Raw genomic sequence first — 25,011 nt, forward strand, 5'->3', positions numbered from 1 at the left:
TCGGTTCGCCGTGTCGACGCGGTGAGGGAGCCTTGGTTGGCTCACAGGGTGCAATCCTGTGTGTTGACGGTCTAGCAGTGTTGGTAGCATTGCTAGACCGCTCTCTTTTATCAAATCTCTAATTCAACATACGTCAGGTCGGCGGCTTGGCCTTGGATCTGACCATCAACGATATACACTTTCCCACTGGTGACTGAGTCCCCCAAAACGGTCTGATAACTGCCATCGGCGTGCTGTACTGTCGTGGTGCCATTCGTCACGTTAATCACAGTGGCAACACTGCGCTGGGGCTTAGGGTTTAAGTTCGCTAAGCGTTGATAGATGTTACTCATGCTGCCACCTCATTACGCAATAGCGTCACGGTCTGATTCACTGTAACCATCCCCGTTGACTCATTAACGCTGCCGCTTATGCTGAAGCTTTCACACACTGACTTAAACACCTCGGCACCTTTGCGAACCCCAATTAACATGCCTGGTCGCATGGGTGGCAAATCCGCCATGACCTTTGCGCGAATGCTGTTTTGCACCTTATTACCTGCGTTGGCTAACTCGGCCGTTGCACGCATTCTCGCAGCTTGATTATCAGTGATTAATTTATCCACTATATCAGCAGCAAAGTTGTCACCAGCGGTCCCGAAACGTTTCACTTTCGCCGCCACGCCTTGTTGCTCACCACGTACAAACACCGCATTAGCATCGGGACGAATATCGATACGCTCGTTAAATTCGAGGATCACTCCATCGTGCAAAATCACATCAGGGATCGCGCTTGCGGTATTCCAAGGCACGACTGGCCACTGAGGGATCACTGTTATAGTCTGAGTTTCATCGTTCACATCGAGCATGGCCCCAATGCTGTTGGCCATCATGTTAATCGCTTCGGCGGGTGTTTTAGCGGCATAGCTAAAGGCGTTTGCGGGTACAGGGTAATCACTAATTTTACTGGCAACAGTCCACCCAGTATTGGCCACAATATCGGCCATCAAACCAATAAAGCTGCGGGCTACTACGTTCACATAGTTGATGGCCTTTTGGTTCGGGCTGGCGATAGTTGCTAAACGGCCTCGACCTGTCGCGCTATAACTGGTTTTGCCAAAGGCTTTAGATTCGCTGGCAGACTCGCAAAGCAGGTAAAAGTCATAGCCATTAATACTTATTTTCAGTAATTCATTAGCGGCACGCTCGGCATCAATACGGGATGAAAACGTTAAGCTTCCGCTACTGGCCCATTGTGAACGGGACTGAGAAATGGATACAGATTTGAGCACCACAGCAACGCCGTCACTCACACGAACACAACTGATTTGAGGCAGCATGAGGTAACTCCTTCTGATTTGCGGTTCGATAGGGATCTTAAAATCAATGGTGGGTAAAGATGGATTTGTGCCTATCAGGCCGCCGCCATCGTCCCAGTAACAAACATTGGGTGAAGGGGTAAAGTTGAGTACAATCTGGCTAGCTGCATTTACCCAAGGATCGCTAAAGTTAATGGTGATCTTGCCTTTTGGTGGTAGATACTTACTCGAGCACACCCACCGCGCCGCATGTGGCCCCCATGCAATCCCCTTCATATCGCCTGCCGCGTGAATAGCAGAGAAAGCAAGCTTAACCTCAGTCCCGACTAGCGCCCTCTTTAGTAAACCCAGCGTGATAATCTGCGTGGTAGCCTCTGGTTGTCGCCATAGCATTTCAACCCGTGATGGCACTAAATCAGGCAATAGCCATAGGCTAGAAGCTTGCACACCATGTAACTGCGGCACCAACCAAAGCAAATCAGCTTTACATGGCACTAGGTTATTCCAGCGCCAAACCACTGAGGCGGTAATACCCAGTAATGCTTTAGCTTGCCACTTGGCCGTCACGATTTGCGTCACATGGCCAACTTGCCATTGTGACGTTAATTGTGTGGCATGGCTTTGGGTGGCTTCTTTAATGGTTAGCTGCTGCGCAACACTCGGCCCTGTAAACATGCCGATGCCACACATCATGCCAATGGTACCGGCACTAATCGGTACCTCAGGCACTTCTGGTATGGGTTCATCATTAAAGCGAATTTTTATTGGGAATAGAGTGTTTAACCAAAGCGTATCAAACCGTAGTGTTATTGCTGTCATGGTCTAATATTCACAATGTTGCCGTCTATTAATTCGGCCTGTACACCATCAACGAACTTGGCATTATAGATACGGTCACGGTCTGTTATACCCACAATCAATTCACTACTCGTGGCATACTTAACAGGTACAATGGTTTTGAATGTCCCACCGTTTGTACTGAATATTTGATAGAAACCATCTGTAAAATGTCTATCAAATATAATCACACACTCAGCATCGGTATCCACATCAACCTCAAGCAATGCTTGTGTCATTACAGTCGGTAAACCACCAATCACGTTTATAACAATGCTAGGCATACCATTCCCCACCTAGTGATATAGCAGCGTTCGCCTTTTGCATTCCGGTAACAATGAGATAATCAATACCTTCAAATGTTCTGATTACTGGTAATACTGCATCTTTATAACCGCTAAATTGTGTCTTAAATAATCCGGGAATAGTCCCTCTGCACGCAGGGTTCGTAACTAGGGTAAACGAGCCATGAATAATTGACACCTTTACTAAATTAATTGGTACACCGATTTGCTGTGGGTCAATTACATTACCCTGATATGCATAGCCTACATCTGGTGCCCAATCTGTTGAATATCCAATAACAGTTGAGCCACCGTTTGTTTCATACAACGCACATCTAGGTGTGCTCAGTGACGAACCAATGTTAACCCCATAAGCAGTATCAGCACTGTCAAGTGTAGGATCGCCACATGTTACTAATGTAAATATCCCCATATCATTTGGTACAAACGACTCTATATCACCAATGAAAAAATACTCACGATATGCAAGTACACTCGTCGTTGACGAATTATTAAGAGTCTCGCCTGATTCTTGTATCAACCAAAAACCTTTACTGGTGCCAACAACCATCCACCCACGGACAGTTCCCAGACTATTAGAGGTCATCATTACGCGATAACCTACCTTTTTAAAAAAAGCGTCTATTGCTGTAATTGAATTTGCACACGTTATACGCAGAGAAGCATTAATAGCGTCACTACCTGTATGGGGTTGAAATTGTACGGCCCCACCAGAACCACCATCGGCAACGTTGTTTTTAAAGACAACTTTATTGTTTGCAGCATCTTCAAAGTCAAGTGTCCAACCAAGTGGTTGTTTTTCACCATACCCCTCGACTAAACACTTTTTCAGTACAGTAATCCAACCGCTTGGTTTAGTAGGAATTGCAGGTGCTCCCGCATCCGTATTTCGATAAACAGTTACTGGTAATCCCATTTCAATTGCTCCTATGACTCGTTGCCGAAAAATGACAATACGGCTTTATCTGTAGTGATTTGGCTGTGGCCAACCTGCACATTGCGCAGCAACATGATGGGTTTTGATGACGCAAAAGTGGCAAAGCGCACCGCCTCGCCCGTTTGCCAACCGCCACCCCATGCGCCTTTTCTGAGCACAAAATAAGGGGTATTTGTCACGGGGTTGATGGGGGCAAAATCATTCAGAGTATCACCAGTCGCAATTTGTCCGAGTCGGCGGCCGACGCAGCGAAACGCGGTTTCACTGGTCATGATCATCACCCAATCTTCGTTTATTGCAGTGTTATTTTTAACCTCTATCGGATAGTCAACGGCGTTAAAATTGCCCGTGGCTTGAGCACCATCAACATCCCAGTTATTTGACCAGGCGGTCATATCCCGTACTTGGCCAACACGCGCCTGTAAATCACCTAAAATCTGCACACTAGCCACAGTGGCCCCTATGGGGTATTCGCGGGATAAAGGTTTTGCCAGCACTATGCTTCCTGCGCTAAAGCTTGAAACTAACGCAAGCTCGCTAATGACATCGGTCAGCACAAAGGGCGGCGCAAAACCAGTAAAGGCGCTATTAATGGTGACAGTGCCTGCCGCTTTATTTACGGTGAAATGGGTGTTTTCGCTGGTCCATAGGCTGGAGCCATTAGCATCTGTAATATCGCTAAATACTGCGTTTTGACGAATGTTATACACGGTACCAGCCGTGGCGGTGACTTGCTGCACTTGTGAGTGTGACAGCGCCACAGTGCCCCACTGGCGGAACATATTCACAATGCCATCATAAGGGATACGCAGCGGGTTAAGGCCATAAATCTCGGCAGGTGGCAGTTGGCGCACTTGGTCGCTAATATCATAGCGCAATGTGGTTAAATCCACTGGGGCGCTAAAGGTCAGTTCCACAATGCCACTGCTAATGCTGCCGTTAATGCCAGTGCCAGTAACCACCCCTTGAGCATTGGCTGAGGCACTAATCAGCGCTCGGTCAGAGATACGTTCAACCTGCACATAAAAGCTTTCTAATAAGGGATTTGGCACGGACAAGGTGAACTTAGCGACCGTATCACCTGCAGCAGCCGCCGCGCTCGATTCGACTAATCCGGCAAAGGTAAACGTAAACTCGCCACGGCTAACGACTTGCTTAGTCACCGCACCTGTTAAGTAGTTAATGGTTGCGAGGTGTTCTGTACCATCATATAGCTTGCCTGTAGTGCCCTCTGCACTCACTCTCTCATACACATCTTGGGCAACATAGTTTGTATCAGCAAAGACAGCTCGGCCTTTAATACTTCCCACTGTCAGTTGCTTGTTGGCGGGGAACGGGTTGGCGCTTGAATAGATGCTGTATTTATAGGATGAAACATAAAATAGGCTCACGGTTGACGCATCATTAAATCTTGTACTTGAGGTGAGCGTTACCGTGATATTACCTGAGCCAATCGTCACGGATTGAATGTAGCTGGTATAACCGCCGAACGTGGCCGTGGGTAACGTCGAAACGGCAACTAATCCGTTTTCATCGGTTAATAAATCCGTGGTGGTAAAAGTATAGCTATAGGTGCCTGCGCTTGAAGGTTGGGTGATCACTTTGCGGATCACTTGGCTTACTGTGGCATCCCCGTTGTCACTGCCGCCGACAATGGTATTGCCTGGCTTGGGTAACACAGTGGTAATGGATGGCAGTAATGACAACTGCGTCGCCCCCACGGCTAAATTAACGCCATTGGCCACAGCCGTTAATTTGGTTACGCCATGAAACTTAAGGGGTGATGCGGTATTAGATAAGCGCAGCTTAGTACACTTGCTTTGTCCATTAACAGCTAATGATGGCCATGGAGTGGCAAAAGGAATGGGTGGGTCAAACGTGACGGTACCGACTTGGCCATTAACATTATTGGTCTTGGTTACTTTGCAAAAGTGAGTTTTGCGCGGCCAATCGGCATTTTCCACCCCAGTATATTCCACAGTAATACAAATCACTTGGCCCACGACCAAATAGGTGGTTTTCCAGTAATCGCGATCATTAAAGCGATAAGTCGATTGCAGGTAATCTGAGGAAAATGAGTTCTGATTAACAAGGAAGCCTGGGCCACCTTCGCGGATTAATTCCCCTGCAGTGACAGACGACTCAATGATCTCCTTCATATCCGTCATGCGAGACTCATCATCCAGCGCAGGGGATTCAATCATAAACACATTCACCAGCGGATCGACTGGTGGCTCACTCACAAACACATGGGCTTGCTTAAGTTTGTTAGTGTCATTGGTGTAAAGCGTGGGGAAGCACTTAACGATATCGATACTCGATTGAGCATGATCAATATCAGAGATAGCATCAAACAGTTCATTAATCTGCCCTGATTGCACTACGTTGTTCGTGCGCTGGCCGCCAGCTTCATTGCTTGAACCTAATAGTTCAGGCTTGAAGATTTTTAAGCTGTCGCGAGAAATCGGAGTCGGAGAAGTTGCCATATTAAACAGCCTTTAAACAGTGATTAACTTGAGGGTGATGGCATCGACAGCATCGGGGGCGCTATCGCTGTAGTTAATGTCTGGTGCACCACTAATCGGTTGATCGCGGTAATCCCAAATCACGCTAAAAACAGTGCCGTTAATATCCAGATTGAAACTGGCCGCCCCTTTTGTATTGGCGTGGCTTTCAAGGGATTCAAACAGACTTAAAGATTCGCCATCACTAAAGAGCACAATGGAACGCCCCGCTTGTTTGGCGGCAACTTCAACATGCTGCGAGCCATCGAGCGCAAACTCAATGCTGCTCACAAAGGGCGTATAACCAAAACGGTTAAGCCAAATAAAATGCGGTAATTGAAGCGTGTCTAAGGTGATCATGAGGTGGCCTTAATCTGTTCTAGTTCGCGCAAAAACAGCTGCTTAAACTCATCAAGCAAATCGGCTTTCACCACATTGCCCGACGGCATTGCCAGCTCTAGCCGAAAAATTTGTACGCTGCCGCCTGTGTTCTGATTGCTCACCGATGGCGAAGTAGTTTGGCTTGAGGGACTGCGAGTGGAATTCGTCGCGGTGCTTGCACTGCTTGATGCACGCTCGATCGCCTGTGCGTTACGTTCTGCCGATTCGGCCTCGATTTGTTTCAGCTTAGTGCTGTAAATTTGCTGACTCAGTTGCAGTGCTTCTTGGGCACTGGCGATAGACTCTTTATCCTGGGCTGTGCGGGCAGCATCGAGCTGCGCCTTAAGCTCAGCTTGTTGCTGTTCATAGCGGCGTTTCTCGATAGCGGCTTGGTTATTATTGAGCTGATCCATCTCATCTTTGAGACTGTCCAAGGTCGCGTTGATATCGTCACGCAGGCCGAGAATACGATCGCGGGTAGCATCAATGGCCGCTTGCAGTGGCTTAAGATCTTCGTCGCCTAACTCGCGTATATTCCACTTAGCTTCGCGGCTAATTTGATTGACACGATCGAGGCTAATGCTGGAGCTTTCGAGTTCTTCAGTCCATTTACGGGTCAGTAAGGTTTCATTGATGATCTGCTTTTCGCGAATAAAGGCTTGGTTACTGAGCTGCGCCAGCACACCCCAAAAGCCCGTATTTACCCGCATATTGTTCATGATGCTTTTAGTCAGCTGATCGACGCGGGCGTTGAGTTTTTCGGTGCTATCTTCGTTAAAGTTGAACTGTTTATTTAAGTGGGCATAGGCACCCGCGAACAGGTTGACATACTCAGTGGCGCGGCCAGTGGTTTCCTCTAATTGTTCAAGTTCTTCGCGTTGCTCAATTAAGGTTTTAGTGGTCTTTTTTACCTGTTCGTCAGTCTCTTGCTCACCATCTTCCAAACCGCCCATTAAGCGTTGCAATATTCTGAGCACTTCAACTAAGCGCTCTTTTTGTCGCAGGTATTCTTCCGCCGTGATGCCGCCGTCTTTATAGGCTTGTTCGAGCCTCAACATCTCATCAGATACAGCGGCATACTTGCTTTTTATCTGTTCATAATTAGCAGCTTCAAGTGCCTGAACCTCACTGAGCTGCTTAGTTTGGTCACTTAACTTGCCCTGTAAACTAATCAGATCTTGTTGGGCTTTTGCTTTGGCTTTACTCGATACCGTCGAGCTGTTCATCACATCGCGGCATTGCTGCAAACGGGCTTCAGTTTCTGCCACTGCGCGGCTTAGCTTGGCTTGCTCGGGTGAAAGTTCCTTCACGCTGTCTGTATAGCCGTATTGCTTTGCTGTCAGCTCGCTCAGTTCCTTGGTTAGCCCAAGGGTGGCGGCTTGCGCTTTCAAGGTTTCGGGTACCGCAGCGCCCGTTGCTTCGGCGGCCGTTAATGCCGCTTTAGCCCAGGCTAAAAACGCATCCTTTTGTTGCTCAATCGGTTCACGGTTGTTCTTAATCAGATTAAAGGCCGCTTCGGCTTTCGTGTTCACCTGCTCTAAGGCATGGCTACTGGTCAGCCCTAAATCCTTATAGGCTTGCTCCAATGCCTCGGTGCCCTTAGCCGTGGCATCTAGATAGGTTTGCTGCTCTTCAAACTTGGCGCGCAGTATTGTGAGTAACTTAACGTGGCCTTCGTATTGATCCCCCGCCGCCTTTAACGGCACTAAGGCGGCGTCAATTTGGCGAATGAAACCGCCCATACCACCTTTAACGCCATCGAGCGTTTTAGTTTGTTCGCTTAAGGTAAAGGTCAGGCGCAGCGCTTCTTCAACCGTTAATTTAATCGGCGCTACGACGTCAACGGCAGCCTGTTTGACTTCTTCCATGGCTTTAGCGGCGTTCTTCCACTTACCAGTGGCGTCGTCATAAATCAGTTTGCCTTCATCAACCGCCTTGTTGAACTCGGCCATAGTGGTAAAGGCTACGCCCGTTTGCTCACTGAGATCCTTAAGTGAGTACTCCAACTGTTTGGCGCTAGACGCGGCAGCGCGTTTAGATTTTTCCAGTGCTTCTTCAGCAATCAATAACTCTTGGTATACCCGAGCGACCTCGATCAACTCGCTAATCAGCGCTAAGTACAAACCCGCTTTAGCCGCTGCTGCCAAGGCGGTTTTAAGTTTGCCAGCAGCTAAGGCCGCGCCCTCACTCGCCGCAGTGGTACCCATGATCGCGCCAGTGTAAAGACGCATCACGCCGATGGCGGCATTGGCTCCGGTAATCACATCACTAAAATAGCTACCGACTTTTAACGCTAGAAATGCCTTAGCCACAAAACCAATTTCATCACGGAAGTGGTACAGCATAGCAGCGCCATCTTGCACCGCTGAGCCTATGCTCACGATCGTGTCGCTGACTTGCTGCGCCCATTCCTTTAAACGGCCATCGGCGGCCATGGCGGCAAACTCAAGATTCAACTCACTGATCTGGCCCTTAAGCCAATCAAGTGCACCGGACTGAGCCACGAGATCATAGAAGGATGAAAGGTTGTCTTTGAGGTTTGATACTTGGCCACTGAGCAAAGCCATCTGCGCCGCTGCGCTGCCATTAGCGGCTCGGCCCATTTCATCAATCAAGCCTTGGATCACATCGCGGCCAAGCTTGCCTTGCTCACTGAGTTTTTGCAGCTCTAAGGTGTTCTTTCCCGTGACCTTAGCCAGCATGTCCCATACGGGCACGCCGCGCTCAATCAGTTGCAGGATCTCCTCACCCTGTAGCTTTTGTTTTGCCCAGGCTTGGCCGAGTGCCAAGGTGATCCCCTCAACCTCTTGAAAACCGCCACCGAGTTTAAAGGCTTGATCCACAATCGCCTTCATGGTGCCGTTCATAGGATCAAGGCCAAAGGCTTTGGCCTTCACAAACGCTTGATTGACTTCGTTCAGTTGTAGCGGCACATCGATGGCGAATTGCTTTACCCAAGCGGTGGCTTGTTTGCCAGATTCAAAACCGCTCATCACGGCATTCATTTGCACGCCAAGACGTTCAAATTGATCACCCGTGGCAAAGACATCCTTCACCGCTTGGGCTACACGGTCAAAGCCCAAGTAAGCTCCTGCTAAGGCGGTCACTTGGCCGATCACGCCACGCAGGGAACTGGCATGATCACGGGCGCTGGCATTGCCCTTATCTAACTGATTAGCAAACTTATCGACATTGCGGCCAGTGCCGTCAAGCTCGCTACTTAACTTGCGCTGCGCGGTGGTCAGGTTGTTGTAATCAATGCCCGATTTCGACAGGGCATTTTGCAGCTTAGTGTGGCTGGATGATTGCTGCGCTAACTCGCGCTGCATTTGCTCCAGCTCTTTTTCGGCCACATCAATAGAGCGTGCCAGTTGCACAAAAGGCGCATCCGTTTGGCTGGCACGTTGCTTTAAGTCCTGCAGTGCTAAGGCGGCAGCAGTGACAGCAAGCTCTTGTTGTTCAAGCTCATTACGTGACCGCTTAAAGGTGTTGATCAGGTCTTGCTGGTTAGCCAGCTCATCGAGCTTATTGGCTAAAGTATTGGCTTTTTGGCTGGTCGATTGGCTGCTATCACCAACATCATCAAGCCCTGTTGCTAAAGGCTTGAGCTCGTTAGTCAGTTGCTCGGTTTGGTTGCTGGTATTACGGCCGCTTTGGGCCACTTGGTCTAGCTGGTTACTTAACGGATCAAGGCTGTTTTTGAGTTCATCAACCTGATTTGCACCCGCTTGGCTGGCATCACTGACGCCATCGAGTTCATCAGCGAGCGCCTGCGTCTTAGGATTCGCCGCATCCGACTCGGTGCCGATGCGCTTAAGCTCATCGACTAAAGCCGCAATGTGTTGCTTGCCCGTGGCTTCTGCCACGATCCGCAGGGCGAGTTCTAAGGTTTTATCAGCCATGGCTATCTCGTTAATGCTCTCGTTAGTATCTAAATAATCGGTGTTTAAACGGCGGTTAAATGGGGATTAAAGGGCATGGCAATTGAGTACGGCCATGCCCTTGGGTTAAGCAAAACCGCTTACGCATCCAGCTCTAGGTACTCGAACGGATGATCCTTACCCGCGACTAACTGGGCTTTACCCGCAAGGGTGGCGCTCACAAACTCGCTGGCGGCAAAATCGAGCGCCGCTGTTGGCGATAAGCTGGCGTCGAAAATTTCGAGCTTAATCGGCTTGCCTGTTTCGAGGTTTTTACCTTCACCGAAGAGCCGCGCGCGGGTTTGGGCACTAATGCCACCACGAACTAGCGTGCCGGAAATGGCGTTATGTTGGCCTGTCACAGTCACTGCGCCGCCCGCTTCAATTGCGCCGCCTTTTACGGCACGCACTAGCCCTAGGGCATAGTTCACCTCATAGTCAGTGCCCAGCACTAAGGTGGTAGCGTCTTTCTTCACCACAAAACCGAGGGCGGCAAAGTTACTTTCAGGTAGCTGTATCCAACGTTGATTGGTTGGTAAGGTCACGGCCTCATCGGTTAAGTTGCCGCTGCCCGTGTTCAGCACTTGGGTATCACCCAGCAGTGCCATAGCAATCAGTTCGGCAGGTTGATCATCGAAGGACCATTCCACCTCAACAGGTTTTGCAATTTTCACCACGCTTAAGGCTTGGCCGTAGCTGTCTTTCTTTTTACTTGGACGTACCTTTTCGTCGGCGTCGGTTTTAATGGCGAGCTTAGTGGTGTTGATGGGACCAATGATCCCCGTTGATTGCCCTTGGGCATTTAGACGGTCAACAAAAAAGTTGCCTGCGACTAATAATCCACTCATGGTGAGTTCCTCTTAGGTTGTTAAGGTTTGAATCTCAAAATCACACTTAACGCCACGGGGTAATAACCGTGGCTTTTAGTGAAACGGGGTTTAACGGGACTGTTAACGCGCACAAAGGGGCCAAGCATCTGACCATCCACCGCAATAGACTTACCCACAATCGCGTTTAACAGGCTGACTAATAGCTCACCTGCTTGGCCTTCGTGAATAGATAAACGGCAAGCCAATACCACAAGCCAAGTCTGCTTAATTTGGCTGGTGTTGCCGCCTTGTGCGGTATCCGCCAGCGTATCGCCCATATACAGCACATGGGCGGCGGGCGTGATTTGGCTGCGCTCATCCACTTCGCTTAGCTCATTAGCTTGATAGACCTTTTTCAGCTTCTGGCTCGTCACTAATGGCTCAAGTATTTGAGTCAGCGCATCACCTGCAGCAAGGTAGTTATCTTTAATCTCAAACATCAGATAAACCCCTTAGATGCACGGCGGCCAAACACGCTGCCTGCACTGTCGATGCTGACCACTAACTCACTTTGGCTAGCGACTTCACCCGTATCAGCTAGCCCCAAACTGATATCGCCTTTGCTCACTGCGGTTAAAAACTTCACCACAGCGGTATAGCGTTTCTCGACTTGTTCAGGGGCTTTATCGCCATACAGGAAGTAACGGGCAATATCGCAGCAGTTACGCTCAAGCACGGCGGGAACCGTAGTTAACGGCAAGGTGTAACGGCCCACGATATAGCCATCAATCTCGGCCGACGCATCGCGCAATGCTTGCTCAAGCACGACGGTATTGATTTCCCCTGGCACACTGCCTTCGCGTTCGGTAAGCAGCATTAAGTCCTGTGCACCAAAGCGACTGAGCATGTTGTCAGGGGTGGCGTACATGGCTCTTGTGATGGCTAAGTCGGCCATGGCTATTCACCTGCTTCGTTGGTGACGGTGCCCGATGTTTCAGTGCCTTTCGTTTCAGCGCTTGGGGTAGCCGTTTCACTCGCACCTGGCACTGTGACTCTTACAGCCCGAATAGCATTGACTAAGTCAGGTTTATTCATCGAGTTAAAGCCGATGATCTCCAAGTCTTTTGCTAGCGCCTTAAGATCTTTTACCGTGAGCTGGTCTAACAGTTCATCTACTGTCAGTTGGTTTAAGACTTTCTCTTCACCGCTAGGCTCTTTCACGCCAGTCAGCTTGCCTGTGATATCGGTGCCTAATGTCTGATCACCGTCTGGAATGTCCACACTCCCCGACGCTGGTGCCATATCACGCACGGATACCTTAAGGCGCTGGTCAGCTTCAAACGCTGCAACTTGCTCATCCGACAGCTCGGCCAGCGGTATAAGGTTTTCGCCTTTGGTAAGCGCCATGCCCGCACGGCGGTAGCCAGTGTGCGCAAGACAGATAACCAACAGGACTTGAATGTTCTTAGAAGGATTCGCCATTTCATTGTTACCTCACTCGATGTTGGGGTGCGGGCGCATCCTTGTGCCTGCGATTCGCTGCTCAAACTTAAGGGGTGAACACCTAAAGCTGTGGCACCACAAGGATCTCGAACTTGCCTTTCAGTTCGTTATCCACGGTCACGCCACCTTCATCAATGCGCTCACGGGTCATTAACTTGAGTGCGACGTCTTCAAGAGAAGATGGGATCACCAACAAATTGGGGCGTATCTTGAGCTTCTTACCGCCATCGCTGGTAAAAGCTTGCATGGCTTTGTAAGCGCTCCATAGGTTGGTGGCATTGAGAGTACGCTTGTTGGCGAAGGCCATTTGCCAGAAGCCAAAGCCCGCCTCACAGCGCATATCGGTGCCGAACTGGAACTCGTTATTGGTCCAAACTGCTGGGTCGGTTGGATTAAACAGGGTGTTTAAATCCAGCTTGCGACGCTCTTGAAAGATGAGTGGCTTTAATGGACGCGTGGTATCGAGCAAAAACCAAGGTTCCCCCGTATAAGTGCCATCAACCACCATGTTGGCCACCGATACGTCAGCCCCCGTACCATCGTGCTTCTCGTTAACGGGATGGTCAGTGTCAAAAAAGTTCTGCCCGTCATAACACAAAGTGCCAAAGCCTTCGGCTAATAGCTCGAACACCAGATCGTCGGGAAACTCTTCACCTTCCTGCGCCAATGCCTGCACCATAGGTTTGTAAATCCCTAAAGTGTCATCTTCAACATCATCACGACTAATACCAATCGTGGTTTCAAAGGTACGGTTAGTGATTGAATAACCATGCTCTTTGATGGAGTTGATCACCCGCGCACCAATCCATTCGCGCATGGTCGGCATTGAACCTAACCAGCCATAGGTATTGGACTTAGTGTTGCTTGGCACGACTGAGGCAATTTTTAAATACAGTGGCTCAGTCTTAGCTAAAGCATTTTGAAACTCGCTACGCACCATAGTGCGCAGGGCTTGTAATACTGGGGCGTTAATAGCAGCCATTATTTTTGCTCCTGATCAGCGGCGATAGCTTTAGCAAAGTCAGCGTGCGACATGCCCCAAGAATCGGCCATTTTGATTTGGTCGGCAGTCAGTGCCGCGACCTTAGATTTATCTACGGGCTTATCAACTGTGGTAGTTTGGGTGGTCGTTAACGCGCTAATAGGCTTACGGCCAGCTAAGTGCGCAGACAGCGCCGCAAAGCCTTGCTGTTTACCCAATTGCTCCAAGTAGTCCTTCTCACAAGCCAGCACGCTGCCTTCATCCAGCGCTTGCTTAACCGCTTGCTCAATCGTCAACTGACCGTTTTGTGCACTGAGCGCCACCAACTGATCACGCATGGCGTTCACTGTGGCAACGGGCACATATTGAGTCAGATCAACTTGGCCAGCAGGTAAGTTAGTTTGTGTTGTGACCTTAGCCGATAGCGCAGCCACATCTTCCTTAAGCCCATCGACACTGCCAGCAGCTTTGACTAAATCATCTAAGCGCTTCATGGCCTCGGCTTGTTGCTCCTCGGTCAGTTGCGCACCTTCCGCCATCTCGATACCGAGCGCGGCTAATAGCTTTTTCAATAGTGGATTCACATGGAGTCCCTCCGGTTGGGTTGGATTAGATTCATTTGCAGATAATTGAGAGAGTGCCAATGCTGACAGCTGCGCTAATGGCAACATGCCATCGACACCAGGGCGGTTAGTTAACGCTGCTGAATGGATAAATTGCGGGCGGCCTGTGGCTTTGTCATAGCCAAACACCAACGAGAAATACTTGTATTCCTTGGCGCTTAAAAAGGCGGTGGCGTTATCGGTAAAGCGCGGCTTAATGAACAAGCCGTGGCCCTCACGATATTGCACGTCATTGATGTTGAACCAACCTGCAGCGGGTGCAGGTTGGCCGTTGACTTCTTTGTTTAAGGTTTGGTGTTCGTAGTCAATAACCAGATCACCGGCTTTATGGGGGGTATTGGCTTGCAGGGCCGCGAACGCAACGCTATCCATCAACCACTTGCCACCAGCTACATCATCAGGGCGACCATCTACGCTGGCAAAGTGACCATCAGGCAGTGCCTGAATGTAGCCATCTTCACCCACCACAAAGGCGGCTTCTGAATTGACGTTTAACTGGCTGCTTAAGGCGGCAAAGCCTAAAGCTGTGGTGGTTGCAGACATAAAAAAGGCACTCTCAATAACATTGGAGTGCCTATGATGATCTCGCTTGACTTGCTAGCGGATTGGAAAGGTTTCGGGATTAATTAAATTCTATCCTCATAAGCATTTATTTGAGAATTAATTAACTCAAAATATTCAAACGAGCTCTTAATACATGATTCAATAGACTTTATATCTCTGTTATAGATGGTTAAGTTAAAATATCTATGTACATACTTAGAAACATTGTCAGTCAACGCAGCAAGACGCGTAGCCTCTTGATATTTAAGCTCACCAAAAAATAATAAATCAATAACTCTAGCTTCTGCATGTATTTCTTTAGTTAATAGTTTGAATTCATCTTTCCTTTGTTTTAGCAATTCAAACGTTGTTTTATATTCGCTCATATCTCTGCCGCACTGTCGCATAGTCAGCAGTAGATGACTAGTATCAGTTGTTAATATAAATAAGTGGTTACATTGTGAGATTCTCTGCCGAAAATTGACTAACTTACTATATTTTACTGTTGCTTTTATTTGGTTGCGCCAAGAATAAACACCTATTAAGGCGGCATAAGCTGCAATTATCCCTGCGATACCTCCAAGAACTTGAGAAAAATCTGACAGTGTCTTAAGAAAACCTGGTTGCTGGCTATTAACTTTATGGATGATCATTCCTAGATAAATAAGGACAAAAACAATTACCCCCACTGCTTTGAGAGCATTTAGGGTAATTTTTTCATTAACTGGTAACTTCAAAATCGCAACCTTTTATATAAGAAAGGAGAAAAACATGCACTCAAAATGAATACAAGATAGGCTCTTACCAAGGAACCTTACCTCAAAAATAGATTTATTGAGGTTAATCTTGATTACTAGATTTTAAACGAGTGTGCAATTCATTAACTGCGCCAACAAAACGCTCAAATTGCTGCCAGTCATGGAAGGTCGCAAACAATTCTTTACCTGAGCCATCGATAGGCCCTATAACGACTTCAGGGACACCGTGATTTTTTAGCACCTGCACTTGATGTGGAGTACATCTCACTCTTGGCTCGTTATCCAGAGTAACCGCTTCATCGAAAAAAAATAAACAACCCATTCCCTGTCTCCTTGCTTATCGTCAAATTCACTTTTCAATGCGAGCATAACCCAGTTTAAAACCCGTTTAAATCCTTGTTAAAGCGTTTAATTGGTTTTTAGATAAGCCGTTATACCAAATTGAGAACCAAGCCGCTTAAAATGCGTTTGAGAGCTTTACGCTTCGGAGCTTGTCACCTTAGAATACTGTCATTACTTTTAAACCATGGACGGCACATGACCACCCCTTCTACATATCCTCAAGCTAAACTGCAGGCTCAAACCCACGGATCCGAGAGATCATTTAATTGGCTTATCATTTTGCTGGCCATTGTTGCTGCTTTTTTACTTACTTTGTACTTTATCAATTTCAACGGCAGCTGGGGTAATCAAGGCGACTTCGGTGCATTTGGTGACTTCCTCGGTGGCGTGCTAAACCCTATCTTAGGCTTTGCGACTGTCGGACTTTTAATCTGGTCGCTTAAACTTCAGATGAATGAGCTGGCATTGTCGAGACAGGAACTAGCTGAGACCAAAAAAGAGACATCACTGAGCCGTAAGGCAATGGAAGCTCAGGTTGAACATCTACAAAAAGAAGCAAAACTAAATGAGTTAATTCGCCTATTGAATGATCTCAAAACAACAATAAACAATCGACTCTCAGGAAAATTTGTACCACATGTTTTTTTAGCTAAAGGAGGAAGGGAACTGAATCTACCCGACGAAATTTCGACTTATGCAACAATATTAAGTAATCAACTTCCCTCATCATACAAAAATGAATATTGGTACATTAGATGCTCTCAACGTGAACAACAGAAAAGTATGTTCCAACAAGTGATACACAACCCTAACCTACAAGGATGGAGTGAACTAGAGCGGGTAGTGATTGTTTTTTGCAATTTAGTTATTAAATACGATGAAATAAGCCCAAGCGATGAATTTAATTCTGTTTACATTTATGAGGCTTACGACTATCTAGCCCCTCTTTGTGAAACCTTAAGAAGCGAACAGCTAATTAAAACAATGAATGATCTTGGCTTTGAATTCGAATTTGAACCTGAACCTAGTTGAATTTCTAACGGCTCTGTTATAGGGCCTTATTATTTTCTGCACGAATTCTAAACCAAATACTCCCCCAAGATCCTTAACATAGACTGTTCATCCTCACGGCCTACACCTAGGTATGGTCGTGCCGGAATACCCGATGGGCCTGCAGGCATATCATCGGTGCCACCAAACTGGTGAATAGCGGCATAGATTTTATTGCTACCAATCGCTGCCCAAAAGTCGCCGCTGTCGGCAGTCACGCTGGCAGCTAGCCCGCCAGCACTGGCCTGTAATATCTTACCGCCCTGGCGTTTAGGGTTGGCCTTAAGATAGGCATCACTTAAGGATGCCCAGGCTTGGTCTGTCGTGGGATCGGCCTCTGCTTCAAACGCTGATTCGGTGGCCGATTCGAGCACGGCGGCAATATCGTTCATCGGCTCGTTTAAATCATCAAGCCTTTCCATCAAGCTAGTTAGCACAAGTATGACAGTGTCATTGCTAAGGGTGATATCAATCTTGCTCATGTCCCTACCCTCTTAACTTGCCTTCAAGCACTTGGTATTGAGCTTGCTGCAGATCTGCTAGTGATAACGTCAGCAGTTGCACTTCACCCTCATTAGGCTGGCGCGTTAGCTGCCATGCGCTATTGATGATCACTTTGCCATCGCTCTCACCCGCAGCAGGATACACATACAGCAAGTGTTGATTTTCGCTGTCCCACAGCACTGCCTCAGGCTCTGCTAACATCAGCGGCAATTGGGTTAACGCCTCGCGGCTAAGTGACTTATTCGATGCGCTTTTCGATATCAGTTCACGTTCCCTTATAGCAAGTAATGCGCTGGGCTCTCGCCCTAAGCGCGTTGTCACTGCGGCTTGAATCGAGGGTGTCATAAAACCTAACGCCTGTACGCCTAAGCCTGATCGCCGCTTTTGTACTGGATTGGCGGCAAGGACTTCATCCGTCCATTGGGCAAACTGGGCTTGGCGCAGCGGGCTATTATTGAGTGCCTGAATAAACTGCGCGCGGGTATCGAGGGATTGAATAGTGCCAAGCTTTTTAGCGACGGCCACGTCGGTACCAAAGGCGGCTTCGCCTGGACTATAGGCCCAGCCTAAATCGGGACTCATGCTACTACCGTCAGGCAGATCGATACGTGCATGGGGCACAGTCAAGACTTCACCCGTTCCCCGTGCGACTGTCTCAGTGTCAAAGCGATGGATATAGCCTTCGCCATTTTCCACAGTGATCCCCATCGCCTTAACCTGCGCTTCAGTTAACGCCCGAACGCGGCAACGACAGCCCCAACCATTGGGCGGATAGATGATGTCCCATATTGGATCGTCAAAGCGGAACACTTTACCCCTAAGCCGCGCATGGGCTGGCCGTGTCTGACCGTCATCTATCGCCACATATTGCCAATAGGGGTGGGTTTTAGTGCGCGATAACATGCGCCGATAGCGCCCAGCCATGTAGGCGGTTTGCAGGTTTTGACGATAGATGGTGTTTAACCGATACGGGCTACCCAACTGTACCTCGCGGCCATCGACTTCCTTTTTACCCCACCATCCGAGCTTTTCGAGTTGAGGTTTAAGGTTGGCCTGAAACTGCTTAGCGGTTAACCCTTGGCTTAGGGCTGCATCCACTTCATTACGGATCGCCGTGAGCACATCCATCTGTGCCGCCTTGGCCACCGTAAACGCACGGGCGTGGGCGCGGGTCCACACGTCTTGCCAATCGTCACTGATAGCAAAGCCTTTGGCACGAAAATAAGCCACCGCATCGGCGGGGGCTTGGTTAATGGCAATGCTTAAATCAACGGTTTTAGGCATTGGCGATGCCCCACAACTCAGCCACAAACATTAACCGCGCTAAGGTTTCGGTAAGCTGCTCGGTATCCATGGCGGGATAGTCCTTTTCCAGCTGGGCGCGCAGTTGCTCCGGCTCGCTCTGCAGTTGTTCCATTAATGGCTCAACCATCGCCATATAGGCTTCGCTCATTTGCCCTTGAGTGAGTGCATCCAAGGCTTTATCTAAGGCGGTTTGGCTCGGTTCACTCAACGGGGCATCCGGCTGCTTCGCGGCTAAAGCCGCCAATGCCGTCTGCTGATTGTCATTACCGCCTGCAGCGCTGGCATTGGGGTCTTCTTGCTGGATCACCAGCACGGCTTCGCCATTAGCGGGCTTAGGGATACGGGTCTTTTCATGCAGCCAGTTTTGTGGGATCTGCATGCCCATGCTGACGAACGCCCGCAGCGGATAAGCTAAGGCGCGTAAATCTTCGGCCTCTGTGGTATCAAAGACTAAACGAGGATGACGACGATGGCTTTGATAACTCTTGCAGTTAAGCGCATATAAAGGGGCCACTAAGTCGCGGGTTAAGGTTTCGGCAATCAGGCTAAGGTCTGCATCGCGCAGCTCTTGGCGTACTTCGTTATGCACGTTACCGAGCGCATTAGTTGAGCTTTTACCGTCGGCTTGGCTGGTCAAGGTGCCGCCTAAAATCACCTTGCTCATGGTCTTTTCAGCCCAGCTAATCATCAAATCAAAGGGATCGGCTTGACCTGTGGCGGCACTCTCAAAATCCATCACCATGCCCTTGGGCATAATGCCACCCGCGTTATGGCCAATGCTCATCACTGCATTTAACAGGGCGCGCTTTTCCTCATCGCTGGCACCCGCTGGATACTGACCAATACGCAGCGGCAAACCGTAGATCTCAAGGAACTCGGCTAAGTCGCGCACACTGTAGTTTTTAAAAATAAACGGCCAAATTAACTGACGCACTAAACCACTGCGGCTAACATAGCCCGACTTGGCTGGATGAATATGTTTGATCCAACCAAAGGGCCACAGGTCAGCGCCATTGACCGTGGCATCACGCAGCCGCAGTTCGTTGCGCCGCTCAGGATGAGTCATAAACCAAGACGGATCGCGATACTCAGGCACTTCAATAAACCATTCGCCTAGCTCTCGCGTCCAGGCTAACTCGTGCATGCTAAAGCCCTTGAGAATGGCATCACTCATTGACTTAATGAGCGTCTTTACCCAGTTACCTTCTTCGAGCATTTCTTGCAGATATTCAGTGTCGGCCTTTTCCTGTGGCGTCGGGTTACGGGGCGGTATTAAATAGTAATCCACGCCGATCAGTGCCCGTTTGCGCTTGTCTAACTCGGCATATAGGTGGCCGTCTTTCTCTTCGATATCTTCGGCCAGTTCACATTGGGCAATGAGATCGCCTTGCTCTGCGGCCTGTAAAATATTGGCTGCACTGGCGGGCGTCAAGCCGCTACTTGGGTGCTGGCTAAAGGTACGTTGCAAGCCAATTAAACGCACATCGTCGGTCTGCAGTGCTTTGGCTTCACGCTGCTTAAACGGCCGACCACTGGCGTCCAAAATACGTGATTCAGTTGTTTTTTCTTGCATTACCAGCAACCTCGCTGCGTTTGATGATCATCATCCTCATGGGCACTTGCTGCGGCATTCGGATTGCGGTGATCACTTCTAGGAATGGGAGTGAACTCTATGGGGGCACCGTCTAAGGTGGAGGCGTATACCATCAAGAACAGGCTGATCGCGGCATCACCATGGCGTTCTTTTTCTTGGCCTGTGCGCACATCGCCAAGGCATGGCGTACCTCGACGGTTAATGCTTAAGGCCCGCAGGTCAGTACTGGTGTCGTCATCCCTTGGGATAGTGATAAGCCCGTCTTCAAAGTGGCTTTTAAAGCGTGGCATTTGCTCGCGGTAAAAGGACTCAGATAGCATCACACAGGCGATCACTTCACTGCCGTATTTATCCTGGGCGTATTCCGCTAACGCTTGGCCATTCCCGCGCGCATCCATCGCGCCGCCCCTCAGCCGTGGTAAGCGGTCCACAATGTAAAACAGGATCTGCTCTTGCTGGCGAAAGGGAATGTTTTTAAGCTCGACCTGTAACTTGGTTTTGATGTGGAGATCTTGGGCGATTTCCCCCACGTCAATCACAGTTAAGTCACCACTACGGGCAAAGTCTTCACCAAAGCAATGGGGGCGTGCAGGGTCTAAGCTATCGAGAACCGGCTTTAGTTCATCCTCACACCACTTAAGGATCTCCGCCGCCCGTAAACCCTCTGGCCATTGTCCAAAAGCATCGTCTTTTTTAAGGCGAATAACGGGGCCGCTATCCGTCACGCTGGCCATGCGGGCTTCGATTAACGCGCGGTTAAGATAGGCACCACCGCCCGACTTTGGCACACAGAAGTATTCTTCTAACGCATCCTCTTCGGTGGCGGTGGCTTTGAGTAATTTTGCTTTCCAGTCATCCTCGGCCGCTTGGCTCCATTCGATGCCGCGCACTTGGCAAATACGCTTATACAGCCCCTCGTGACAGGCATCATCTAAGGTGACGCGGTGAATGGAGTAATCTTTTTTACCCGCACGGGAATCATTAATCAGCTCATTGAACTGGTTATCAATGCCATTATGGGTGGAGATCAAGCGTACCTTCGCGCCCCACATGGTCAGCGCCAATGCCGCTTTTAGCACTTCGGCCAAGCGCTCGTGAAACGCGGCTTCATCAATGGTCACATTGCCTTGCATACCGCGCAGGTTCGAGGGATTACTCGATAGTGCCTGCACCTTGAAACCTGAGGCAAAGTAAATGGCAAAGGTCAGGATCTCTTTACCGTCTTGGCCTTCATCAACAAACACTTCTTCTTGGATTTCGCCTGCGGCCTTATCAAATACTTTGGCCCACATGGCCGCAGCGTCGATAAATTCCCGCGCCATCTCCTTGTTACTGCCCACATAAAAATGGTTAGTCCCGCCTTGGCCACGGGCAGCGCCAGCAGTTAAAGAAGCATCGGCAGCTTCGGCCCAAGTGAGTCCAGTTCGGCGCGACTTTTCGGCAATCTTGAGTGGAGACTCATCGGCTATCCAGCGTTTCTGATAACCGAGCAGCACCTCTTTAGGATCAAAGCGACTTAGGCAACTTGCCTCATACGTGGGATCAAAGCTGCTTGCCGTTGGCGTGATGGCTAGCGCTACCGCAGTCGCGGCCGCTAACACCTTTTTTTTAATGGTCATCAGGCAATCCCCAGTATTTCACGTTTAAGCAAGGCCACGGCATCACTGGTTAAGCCTGCGGTTTTCGCGACCTTCTCGGCGGCATTAGCCGCTTCGGCCGCGAACGCGGTGCGGATCTCTTTCTCGCGCTTATGGCTGGCCATGGCAGCAGACTCCAAACGCTGCACCGCTAACATGGCATCTTTAATCATGCCAACGTCGGCACCTTCACCCGTTTCATCTTGGTTTAAAAGGGCTTTAAATAGCTGTGAACGCGCCATTTCAAGGATCAGCTTTGTGACTTCTCCCGTCGGTTTATCGCCCAGTTCTGCCGTCCACACTTGGGTGATCTCACGCATTTCGCGTAGGGATTTACCCACGGCCTCCATCTTGGTGGCGTAACGGTTGATGCCCGCGCGGGAAAGCTGGCTTTCCTCAGGTAAGCCTGCGGCTTTAATCAGCGCATTGATTTCATCGAGCAAATCAATCTGCTGAATCGAGCCATTACGCAGCCCCGCATCGAGCTTTTTGCGGATAGGATCAGGCAGTAAATCCACCTTAGATCGTCGGCCTCGGGTTTCACTCGCCATCGTCTAACCCCTCCCATTCTCGCAGCCACTGCGCACGAACTAAGTGGACTTGCTTCTGTAGTTCGGCTTCTGCCGCAAACACCTTGGGAACTGCCTTTTTAAGGCGCTGGTCTAGCGCTTTGATGTGCGGCTTAACGTGCTCGTTTTTAGCAAGCACGTTCTTTTCGAGTTCACGGATCACAAACAAATCCGCCACTAAGCGGATGCCTGCAAGCTCACCACGATTTAGGATTGCTCTTGCCATGGCTACTCTCCCGCCCGTGGACGTTTAACCCCTGGCACAACCGCGCGGCCTGTCGCCACATCTTGGCCGCGACCTGTTAGCGTTGCCGTGGTCACTTTGCCCACTAACTCGGTTTTAATCAGCCCTTGCTCGTTAAGCCAAGCGAGCTGCACCAGCAAGGCATCGCGGCTAATGTCGAGGCCGTAGGCATTTAAGCCATCTTGTAAGATGGACTCATTGAGTGCGAAGGCTCCCGCCTCGGTCAGTAATCGAAGCACCACAAGGCGTTGGTGCTCATTGATAATTTGCTGCATCGCCATTAATGGCCTCCTTTCAGTTCGTTTTCGAGTAGCATGTCGGTCTTGGTTTCTAAGCGCCTAATGCCTTGTTCCATTGCGCCAAAGCGCTCACCTAAACCTGTGAGAGTTTTATCGAGCGCATGCAGTTCGTCACGGGTTGGCATGTACTCCAATTGCATTTCAGTTTCGCTTAAACGCTTGTCGATTTCGGCCACCTTTTGGATCACCTTTTCATGCTCAATCCGTGGGGTAAATCGCGTGCTAAACCACGCCATTAACAAAGCGCAGAAAACGCTAATCACGCTGCCAATAAAGCCCCAGTACTTGCCGAAAAATTCAAATAACGATTCGATCATAAACGCGTCCCATAGCGCTGCTTTTGGCGCTTATCTTCATCCTGTTGGCAACTAATACAGCGCAACTCGTTAAGCCGCTGTGGCTCATTTGGCTCTAAGCAATCAATACAGATGCCATTGCCAGTGCTGTGTTGTTTGTGCCTGGCAGCATCCCGAACTGCATCAACACAGGCAGCTCGCTCGCGGGTTTCCATATTGCTAGCCCAATCGGTTTCGTCCATGCCTATCCCTAATATTTGTCTTATTTTGTTTGGTCTGTTTGATGGCGTTGCCGCCAATCGTGCAGGGCTTGCCAGTCGAGGTTGCATTGCCCAAGGTCAGTGAGTAACGAGAGCATTATCCCCGCTGACTTTGGGTTGGATAGGCACTGTTCCTTCTGGGTTTGCAGGCACTGCAATACCTGTGGCGGTACCTGAGTGACGTTGCACTCGCGCATCAGTGCTTCGGGCGGCAACACATACGCTGTCTTGTAAGTGGGCACGTAACGCACAGCGGGCGGCGTTGTCGAACACGCGCACAACATCGTTAGGCACACTAGCCACACGCCATGCTTGTGTTTGTTCATCCTGGGCGTCCTCAAGTAACTGGGTGAGTTGATGGTTAAGATCTTGATTGCGGTTGGCTAACGCGGCCTTTTGCTGCTCAACGGTTTGCACCTGTAGGGCGAGGGTTTCGCCTTCGTCTTTTAGGGCAATGCGTTCAAGATTGGCGTCTTGCAGCCATACCGCTAGGGTGTCTGCGCTCTGTTTTAGGGCAGCATTGTCAGTTAACGCTTGGGTGAGCTGGCTCTTAGTGCTCTGCTGTTGGTGGTACATCAGCCCAATGGTGACTAATGCCAGTGACAAAAATAGCCACTGCACAGTGCTAATGATTTGAGAGGGATTCATTGCGCGCCCCCAGCTGATTGCGAGAAGCCCTGTTCGCTTAAGCCCAGCTGTTTAAGGCATAGCGCTTGCTCTTCGGCGCGGCGTTTAATCAGCCCATTCAGTCGCACCTTGACACCTAGGCGGGTGCCATAGGTCCAACCATTGCAGACGCGATCACCCGTTTGAGGATTGGTGGAACAGGCCTGCGTTAGCTCCTTGCAGGCACCCACACGATCCCCTACAAGCAGCTTTTTACGCAGGGTTGAGCTGGCAAAATTGCCATAGCCCGCCCAATGCATAAACGACAGATAGGCCGCATGCTCGCCATCAGTAAGTGCTACAGGGGCCGTGAGTTGCAGCAACTGCTTATCAGCGCGAGCGATATCCTTGGCAAAAATCTCCATGCATTGCTGCTCGGTGAAGGTTTGATCAAGCTTTAAGTCTTTGCTCGTATGGCCACGGCAGGCGGTCAGCACGCCAACCGCATCGATATAGACGCTCAGGCTATTGCCTTCCCATTTATCGGTAAGCTGTGCGCCAGTGATGGCCGCCGAACTTAAGCCAGCGGCCAGTAAAATCGCTTTGAGTTTACTGTTCATTAGGTACCGCCATAGCTTGTGCCTTGCGTTGATCGCGGGCTTTTAAAACATGGAGGTGAGTGACGGCATGCCAGCCTTGTTCAAAGTAGCTTTGACGAGTGAGACTGTGGCTATACACGGGTACGGTGGCGGGCACATCGCCTGCTAACTCCGCCTTGATGCGGGCATTAAAACCGTCCTTAGCGCACTGGCGATAGACTCGGTTTTGTATGCGTTTGGGCTGCGCATTCGCAATCGGCATACTGTTAACGCCGCTACGAAAGTTATTGTGGGTGACAAAGGCCAT

At 49.6% G+C, this 25,011-nt stretch carries 28 protein-coding genes; 1 reads left to right on the top strand and 27 read right to left on the bottom strand.

All coding sequences use genetic code 11. The features are described 5' to 3' along the window. Nucleotides 1-110: 110 nt before the first annotated feature. From L5L91_RS04375 to L5L91_RS04445, 15 genes are all read right to left on the bottom strand, one after another. Complete coding sequence (locus L5L91_RS04375; protein WP_131523171.1) at nucleotides 111-332, bottom strand: hypothetical protein; 222 nt, start codon at nucleotides 330-332, stop codon at nucleotides 111-113. Next, nucleotides 329-2,116: a hypothetical protein gene (locus L5L91_RS04380; RefSeq protein ID WP_263235735.1), complete on the bottom strand. Its 1,788-nt coding sequence runs from the start codon at nucleotides 2,114-2,116 to the stop codon at nucleotides 329-331. Before L5L91_RS04380 ends, L5L91_RS04375 begins: the two co-directional genes overlap by 4 nt. Next, on the bottom strand, nucleotides 2,113-2,418 hold the full coding sequence (locus L5L91_RS04385) for a hypothetical protein (protein WP_263235736.1): 306 nt from the start codon (nucleotides 2,416-2,418) through the stop codon (nucleotides 2,113-2,115). The genes L5L91_RS04380 and L5L91_RS04385 overlap by 4 nt, the downstream gene beginning before the upstream one ends. Then, the gene (locus L5L91_RS04390) at nucleotides 2,411-3,355 is read right to left on the bottom strand and encodes a hypothetical protein (RefSeq protein ID WP_263235738.1); all 945 of its coding nucleotides are present in this window, start codon (nucleotides 3,353-3,355) and stop codon (nucleotides 2,411-2,413) included. The genes L5L91_RS04385 and L5L91_RS04390 overlap by 8 nt, the downstream gene beginning before the upstream one ends. A gap of 11 nt (nucleotides 3,356-3,366) precedes the next feature. Further along, the gene (locus tag L5L91_RS04395; protein WP_263235740.1) at nucleotides 3,367-5,862 is read right to left on the bottom strand and encodes a hypothetical protein; all 2,496 of its coding nucleotides are present in this window, start codon (nucleotides 5,860-5,862) and stop codon (nucleotides 3,367-3,369) included. A 12-nt stretch (nucleotides 5,863-5,874) separates the two neighbouring features. Beyond that, the gene (locus L5L91_RS04400) at nucleotides 5,875-6,240 is read right to left on the bottom strand and encodes a hypothetical protein (RefSeq protein WP_263235742.1); all 366 of its coding nucleotides are present in this window, start codon (nucleotides 6,238-6,240) and stop codon (nucleotides 5,875-5,877) included. Beyond that, nucleotides 6,237-10,163 (bottom strand): tape measure protein, encoded by a 3,927-nt coding sequence (locus tag L5L91_RS04405; protein WP_263235743.1) that lies wholly within the window; start codon nucleotides 10,161-10,163, stop codon nucleotides 6,237-6,239. Before L5L91_RS04405 ends, L5L91_RS04400 begins: the two co-directional genes overlap by 4 nt. A gap of 119 nt (nucleotides 10,164-10,282) precedes the next feature. Then, complete coding sequence (locus L5L91_RS04410; RefSeq protein WP_076500516.1) at nucleotides 10,283-11,029, bottom strand: hypothetical protein; 747 nt, start codon at nucleotides 11,027-11,029, stop codon at nucleotides 10,283-10,285. Nucleotides 11,030-11,049: 20 nt separating this feature from the next. Further along, on the bottom strand, nucleotides 11,050-11,490 hold the full coding sequence (locus tag L5L91_RS04415; protein WP_173497609.1) for a hypothetical protein: 441 nt from the start codon (nucleotides 11,488-11,490) through the stop codon (nucleotides 11,050-11,052). After that, nucleotides 11,490-11,945: a gp436 family protein gene (locus tag L5L91_RS04420; RefSeq protein ID WP_263235745.1), complete on the bottom strand. Its 456-nt coding sequence runs from the start codon at nucleotides 11,943-11,945 to the stop codon at nucleotides 11,490-11,492. Before L5L91_RS04420 ends, L5L91_RS04415 begins: the two co-directional genes overlap by 1 nt. Before the next feature lie 2 nt (nucleotides 11,946-11,947). Beyond that, complete coding sequence (locus L5L91_RS04425; RefSeq protein ID WP_263235746.1) at nucleotides 11,948-12,472, bottom strand: HI1506-related protein; 525 nt, start codon at nucleotides 12,470-12,472, stop codon at nucleotides 11,948-11,950. Between the two features lie 82 nt (nucleotides 12,473-12,554). Further along, on the bottom strand, nucleotides 12,555-13,475 hold the full coding sequence (locus tag L5L91_RS04430; protein ID WP_263235747.1) for a Mu-like prophage major head subunit gpT family protein: 921 nt from the start codon (nucleotides 13,473-13,475) through the stop codon (nucleotides 12,555-12,557). Further along, entirely contained in the window at nucleotides 13,475-14,641 is a 1,167-nt protein-coding gene (locus tag L5L91_RS04435) for a phage protease (RefSeq protein WP_263235749.1), read from the bottom strand. The genes L5L91_RS04430 and L5L91_RS04435 overlap by 1 nt, the downstream gene beginning before the upstream one ends. Before the next feature lie 83 nt (nucleotides 14,642-14,724). Further along, nucleotides 14,725-15,378 (bottom strand): hypothetical protein, encoded by a 654-nt coding sequence (locus L5L91_RS04440; protein WP_263235751.1) that lies wholly within the window; start codon nucleotides 15,376-15,378, stop codon nucleotides 14,725-14,727. A gap of 103 nt (nucleotides 15,379-15,481) precedes the next feature. Beyond that, nucleotides 15,482-15,721 (bottom strand): hypothetical protein, encoded by a 240-nt coding sequence (locus L5L91_RS04445; RefSeq protein ID WP_263235752.1) that lies wholly within the window; start codon nucleotides 15,719-15,721, stop codon nucleotides 15,482-15,484. 215 nt (nucleotides 15,722-15,936) lie between these two features. Between L5L91_RS04445 and L5L91_RS04450 the strand changes: the two genes are divergently transcribed. Beyond that, nucleotides 15,937-16,773, top strand: a complete 837-nt coding sequence (locus L5L91_RS04450; protein ID WP_263235753.1) for a hypothetical protein — start codon at nucleotides 15,937-15,939, stop codon at nucleotides 16,771-16,773. A 47-nt stretch (nucleotides 16,774-16,820) separates the two neighbouring features. Here the strand turns inward: L5L91_RS04450 and L5L91_RS04455 are convergent, their stop codons facing one another. From L5L91_RS04455 to L5L91_RS04510, 12 genes are all read right to left on the bottom strand, one after another. Next, complete coding sequence (locus L5L91_RS04455) at nucleotides 16,821-17,273, bottom strand: phage virion morphogenesis protein (RefSeq protein ID WP_263235755.1); 453 nt, start codon at nucleotides 17,271-17,273, stop codon at nucleotides 16,821-16,823. A gap of 4 nt (nucleotides 17,274-17,277) precedes the next feature. Then, a complete protein-coding gene (locus tag L5L91_RS04460) occupies nucleotides 17,278-18,579 on the bottom strand; it encodes a phage minor head protein (protein WP_263235756.1) in 1,302 nt (433 codons plus the stop codon). Continuing rightward, a complete protein-coding gene (locus L5L91_RS04465) occupies nucleotides 18,572-20,173 on the bottom strand; it encodes a DUF935 domain-containing protein (RefSeq protein WP_263235758.1) in 1,602 nt (533 codons plus the stop codon). Before L5L91_RS04465 ends, L5L91_RS04460 begins: the two co-directional genes overlap by 8 nt. Further along, nucleotides 20,173-21,813, bottom strand: coding sequence for a hypothetical protein (locus tag L5L91_RS04470; RefSeq protein WP_131525317.1), 1,641 nt, complete (start codon nucleotides 21,811-21,813; stop codon nucleotides 20,173-20,175). Before L5L91_RS04470 ends, L5L91_RS04465 begins: the two co-directional genes overlap by 1 nt. Continuing rightward, nucleotides 21,813-22,382 carry a DUF3486 family protein gene (locus L5L91_RS04475; RefSeq protein ID WP_263235761.1) on the bottom strand — a complete coding sequence of 190 codons (570 nt, stop codon included), beginning with the start codon at nucleotides 22,380-22,382 and terminating at the stop codon, nucleotides 21,813-21,815. Before L5L91_RS04475 ends, L5L91_RS04470 begins: the two co-directional genes overlap by 1 nt. Then, a complete protein-coding gene (locus tag L5L91_RS04480) occupies nucleotides 22,372-22,626 on the bottom strand; it encodes a hypothetical protein (RefSeq protein WP_173497597.1) in 255 nt (84 codons plus the stop codon). The genes L5L91_RS04475 and L5L91_RS04480 overlap by 11 nt, the downstream gene beginning before the upstream one ends. A gap of 2 nt (nucleotides 22,627-22,628) precedes the next feature. Continuing rightward, nucleotides 22,629-22,925, bottom strand: coding sequence for a hypothetical protein (locus L5L91_RS04485; protein ID WP_006087224.1), 297 nt, complete (start codon nucleotides 22,923-22,925; stop codon nucleotides 22,629-22,631). Further along, complete coding sequence (locus L5L91_RS04490; RefSeq protein ID WP_263235762.1) at nucleotides 22,925-23,260, bottom strand: DUF2730 domain-containing protein; 336 nt, start codon at nucleotides 23,258-23,260, stop codon at nucleotides 22,925-22,927. The genes L5L91_RS04485 and L5L91_RS04490 overlap by 1 nt, the downstream gene beginning before the upstream one ends. Continuing rightward, the gene (locus L5L91_RS04495) at nucleotides 23,257-23,481 is read right to left on the bottom strand and encodes a hypothetical protein (protein ID WP_263235763.1); all 225 of its coding nucleotides are present in this window, start codon (nucleotides 23,479-23,481) and stop codon (nucleotides 23,257-23,259) included. The genes L5L91_RS04490 and L5L91_RS04495 overlap by 4 nt, the downstream gene beginning before the upstream one ends. Before the next feature lie 96 nt (nucleotides 23,482-23,577). Next, complete coding sequence (locus L5L91_RS04500; protein ID WP_263235764.1) at nucleotides 23,578-24,147, bottom strand: hypothetical protein; 570 nt, start codon at nucleotides 24,145-24,147, stop codon at nucleotides 23,578-23,580. After that, nucleotides 24,144-24,725: a lysozyme gene (locus tag L5L91_RS04505; protein ID WP_263235765.1), complete on the bottom strand. Its 582-nt coding sequence runs from the start codon at nucleotides 24,723-24,725 to the stop codon at nucleotides 24,144-24,146. Before L5L91_RS04505 ends, L5L91_RS04500 begins: the two co-directional genes overlap by 4 nt. Beyond that, complete coding sequence (locus tag L5L91_RS04510; RefSeq protein WP_263235767.1) at nucleotides 24,715-25,011, bottom strand: hypothetical protein; 297 nt, start codon at nucleotides 25,009-25,011, stop codon at nucleotides 24,715-24,717. The genes L5L91_RS04505 and L5L91_RS04510 overlap by 11 nt, the downstream gene beginning before the upstream one ends.

Source organism: Shewanella sp. SM55 (genome assembly GCF_025654025.1).
GTDB classification, from domain to species: Bacteria; Pseudomonadota; Gammaproteobacteria; order Enterobacterales; family Shewanellaceae; genus Shewanella; species Shewanella oncorhynchi.

Coding starts and splice junctions, on each gene's coding strand:
- L5L91_RS04375 (WP_131523171.1), bottom strand. CDS start 332: ATGAGTAACATCTATCAACGCTTAGCGAACTTAAACCCTAAGCCCCAG.
- L5L91_RS04380 (WP_263235735.1), bottom strand. CDS start 2,116: ATGACAGCAATAACACTACGGTTTGATACGCTTTGGTTAAACACTCTA.
- L5L91_RS04385 (WP_263235736.1), bottom strand. CDS start 2,418: ATGCCTAGCATTGTTATAAACGTGATTGGTGGTTTACCGACTGTAATG.
- L5L91_RS04390 (WP_263235738.1), bottom strand. CDS start 3,355: ATGGGATTACCAGTAACTGTTTATCGAAATACGGATGCGGGAGCACCT.
- L5L91_RS04395 (WP_263235740.1), bottom strand. CDS start 5,862: ATGGCAACTTCTCCGACTCCGATTTCTCGCGACAGCTTAAAAATCTTC.
- L5L91_RS04400 (WP_263235742.1), bottom strand. CDS start 6,240: ATGATCACCTTAGACACGCTTCAATTACCGCATTTTATTTGGCTTAAC.
- L5L91_RS04405 (WP_263235743.1), bottom strand. CDS start 10,163: ATGGCTGATAAAACCTTAGAACTCGCCCTGCGGATCGTGGCAGAAGCC.
- L5L91_RS04410 (WP_076500516.1), bottom strand. CDS start 11,029: ATGAGTGGATTATTAGTCGCAGGCAACTTTTTTGTTGACCGTCTAAAT.
- L5L91_RS04415 (WP_173497609.1), bottom strand. CDS start 11,490: ATGTTTGAGATTAAAGATAACTACCTTGCTGCAGGTGATGCGCTGACT.
- L5L91_RS04420 (WP_263235745.1), bottom strand. CDS start 11,945: ATGGCCGACTTAGCCATCACAAGAGCCATGTACGCCACCCCTGACAAC.
- L5L91_RS04425 (WP_263235746.1), bottom strand. CDS start 12,472: ATGGCGAATCCTTCTAAGAACATTCAAGTCCTGTTGGTTATCTGTCTT.
- L5L91_RS04430 (WP_263235747.1), bottom strand. CDS start 13,475: ATGGCTGCTATTAACGCCCCAGTATTACAAGCCCTGCGCACTATGGTG.
- L5L91_RS04435 (WP_263235749.1), bottom strand. CDS start 14,641: ATGTCTGCAACCACCACAGCTTTAGGCTTTGCCGCCTTAAGCAGCCAG.
- L5L91_RS04445 (WP_263235752.1), bottom strand. CDS start 15,721: ATGGGTTGTTTATTTTTTTTCGATGAAGCGGTTACTCTGGATAACGAG.
- L5L91_RS04450 (WP_263235753.1), top strand. CDS start 15,937: ATGACCACCCCTTCTACATATCCTCAAGCTAAACTGCAGGCTCAAACC.
- L5L91_RS04455 (WP_263235755.1), bottom strand. CDS start 17,273: ATGAGCAAGATTGATATCACCCTTAGCAATGACACTGTCATACTTGTG.
- L5L91_RS04460 (WP_263235756.1), bottom strand. CDS start 18,579: ATGCCTAAAACCGTTGATTTAAGCATTGCCATTAACCAAGCCCCCGCC.
- L5L91_RS04465 (WP_263235758.1), bottom strand. CDS start 20,173: ATGCAAGAAAAAACAACTGAATCACGTATTTTGGACGCCAGTGGTCGG.
- L5L91_RS04470 (WP_131525317.1), bottom strand. CDS start 21,813: ATGACCATTAAAAAAAAGGTGTTAGCGGCCGCGACTGCGGTAGCGCTA.
- L5L91_RS04475 (WP_263235761.1), bottom strand. CDS start 22,382: ATGGCGAGTGAAACCCGAGGCCGACGATCTAAGGTGGATTTACTGCCT.
- L5L91_RS04480 (WP_173497597.1), bottom strand. CDS start 22,626: ATGGCAAGAGCAATCCTAAATCGTGGTGAGCTTGCAGGCATCCGCTTA.
- L5L91_RS04485 (WP_006087224.1), bottom strand. CDS start 22,925: ATGGCGATGCAGCAAATTATCAATGAGCACCAACGCCTTGTGGTGCTT.
- L5L91_RS04490 (WP_263235762.1), bottom strand. CDS start 23,260: ATGATCGAATCGTTATTTGAATTTTTCGGCAAGTACTGGGGCTTTATT.
- L5L91_RS04495 (WP_263235763.1), bottom strand. CDS start 23,481: ATGGACGAAACCGATTGGGCTAGCAATATGGAAACCCGCGAGCGAGCT.
- L5L91_RS04500 (WP_263235764.1), bottom strand. CDS start 24,147: ATGAATCCCTCTCAAATCATTAGCACTGTGCAGTGGCTATTTTTGTCA.
- L5L91_RS04505 (WP_263235765.1), bottom strand. CDS start 24,725: ATGAACAGTAAACTCAAAGCGATTTTACTGGCCGCTGGCTTAAGTTCG.
- L5L91_RS04510 (WP_263235767.1), bottom strand. CDS start 25,011: ATGGCCTTTGTCACCCACAATAACTTTCGTAGCGGCGTTAACAGTATG.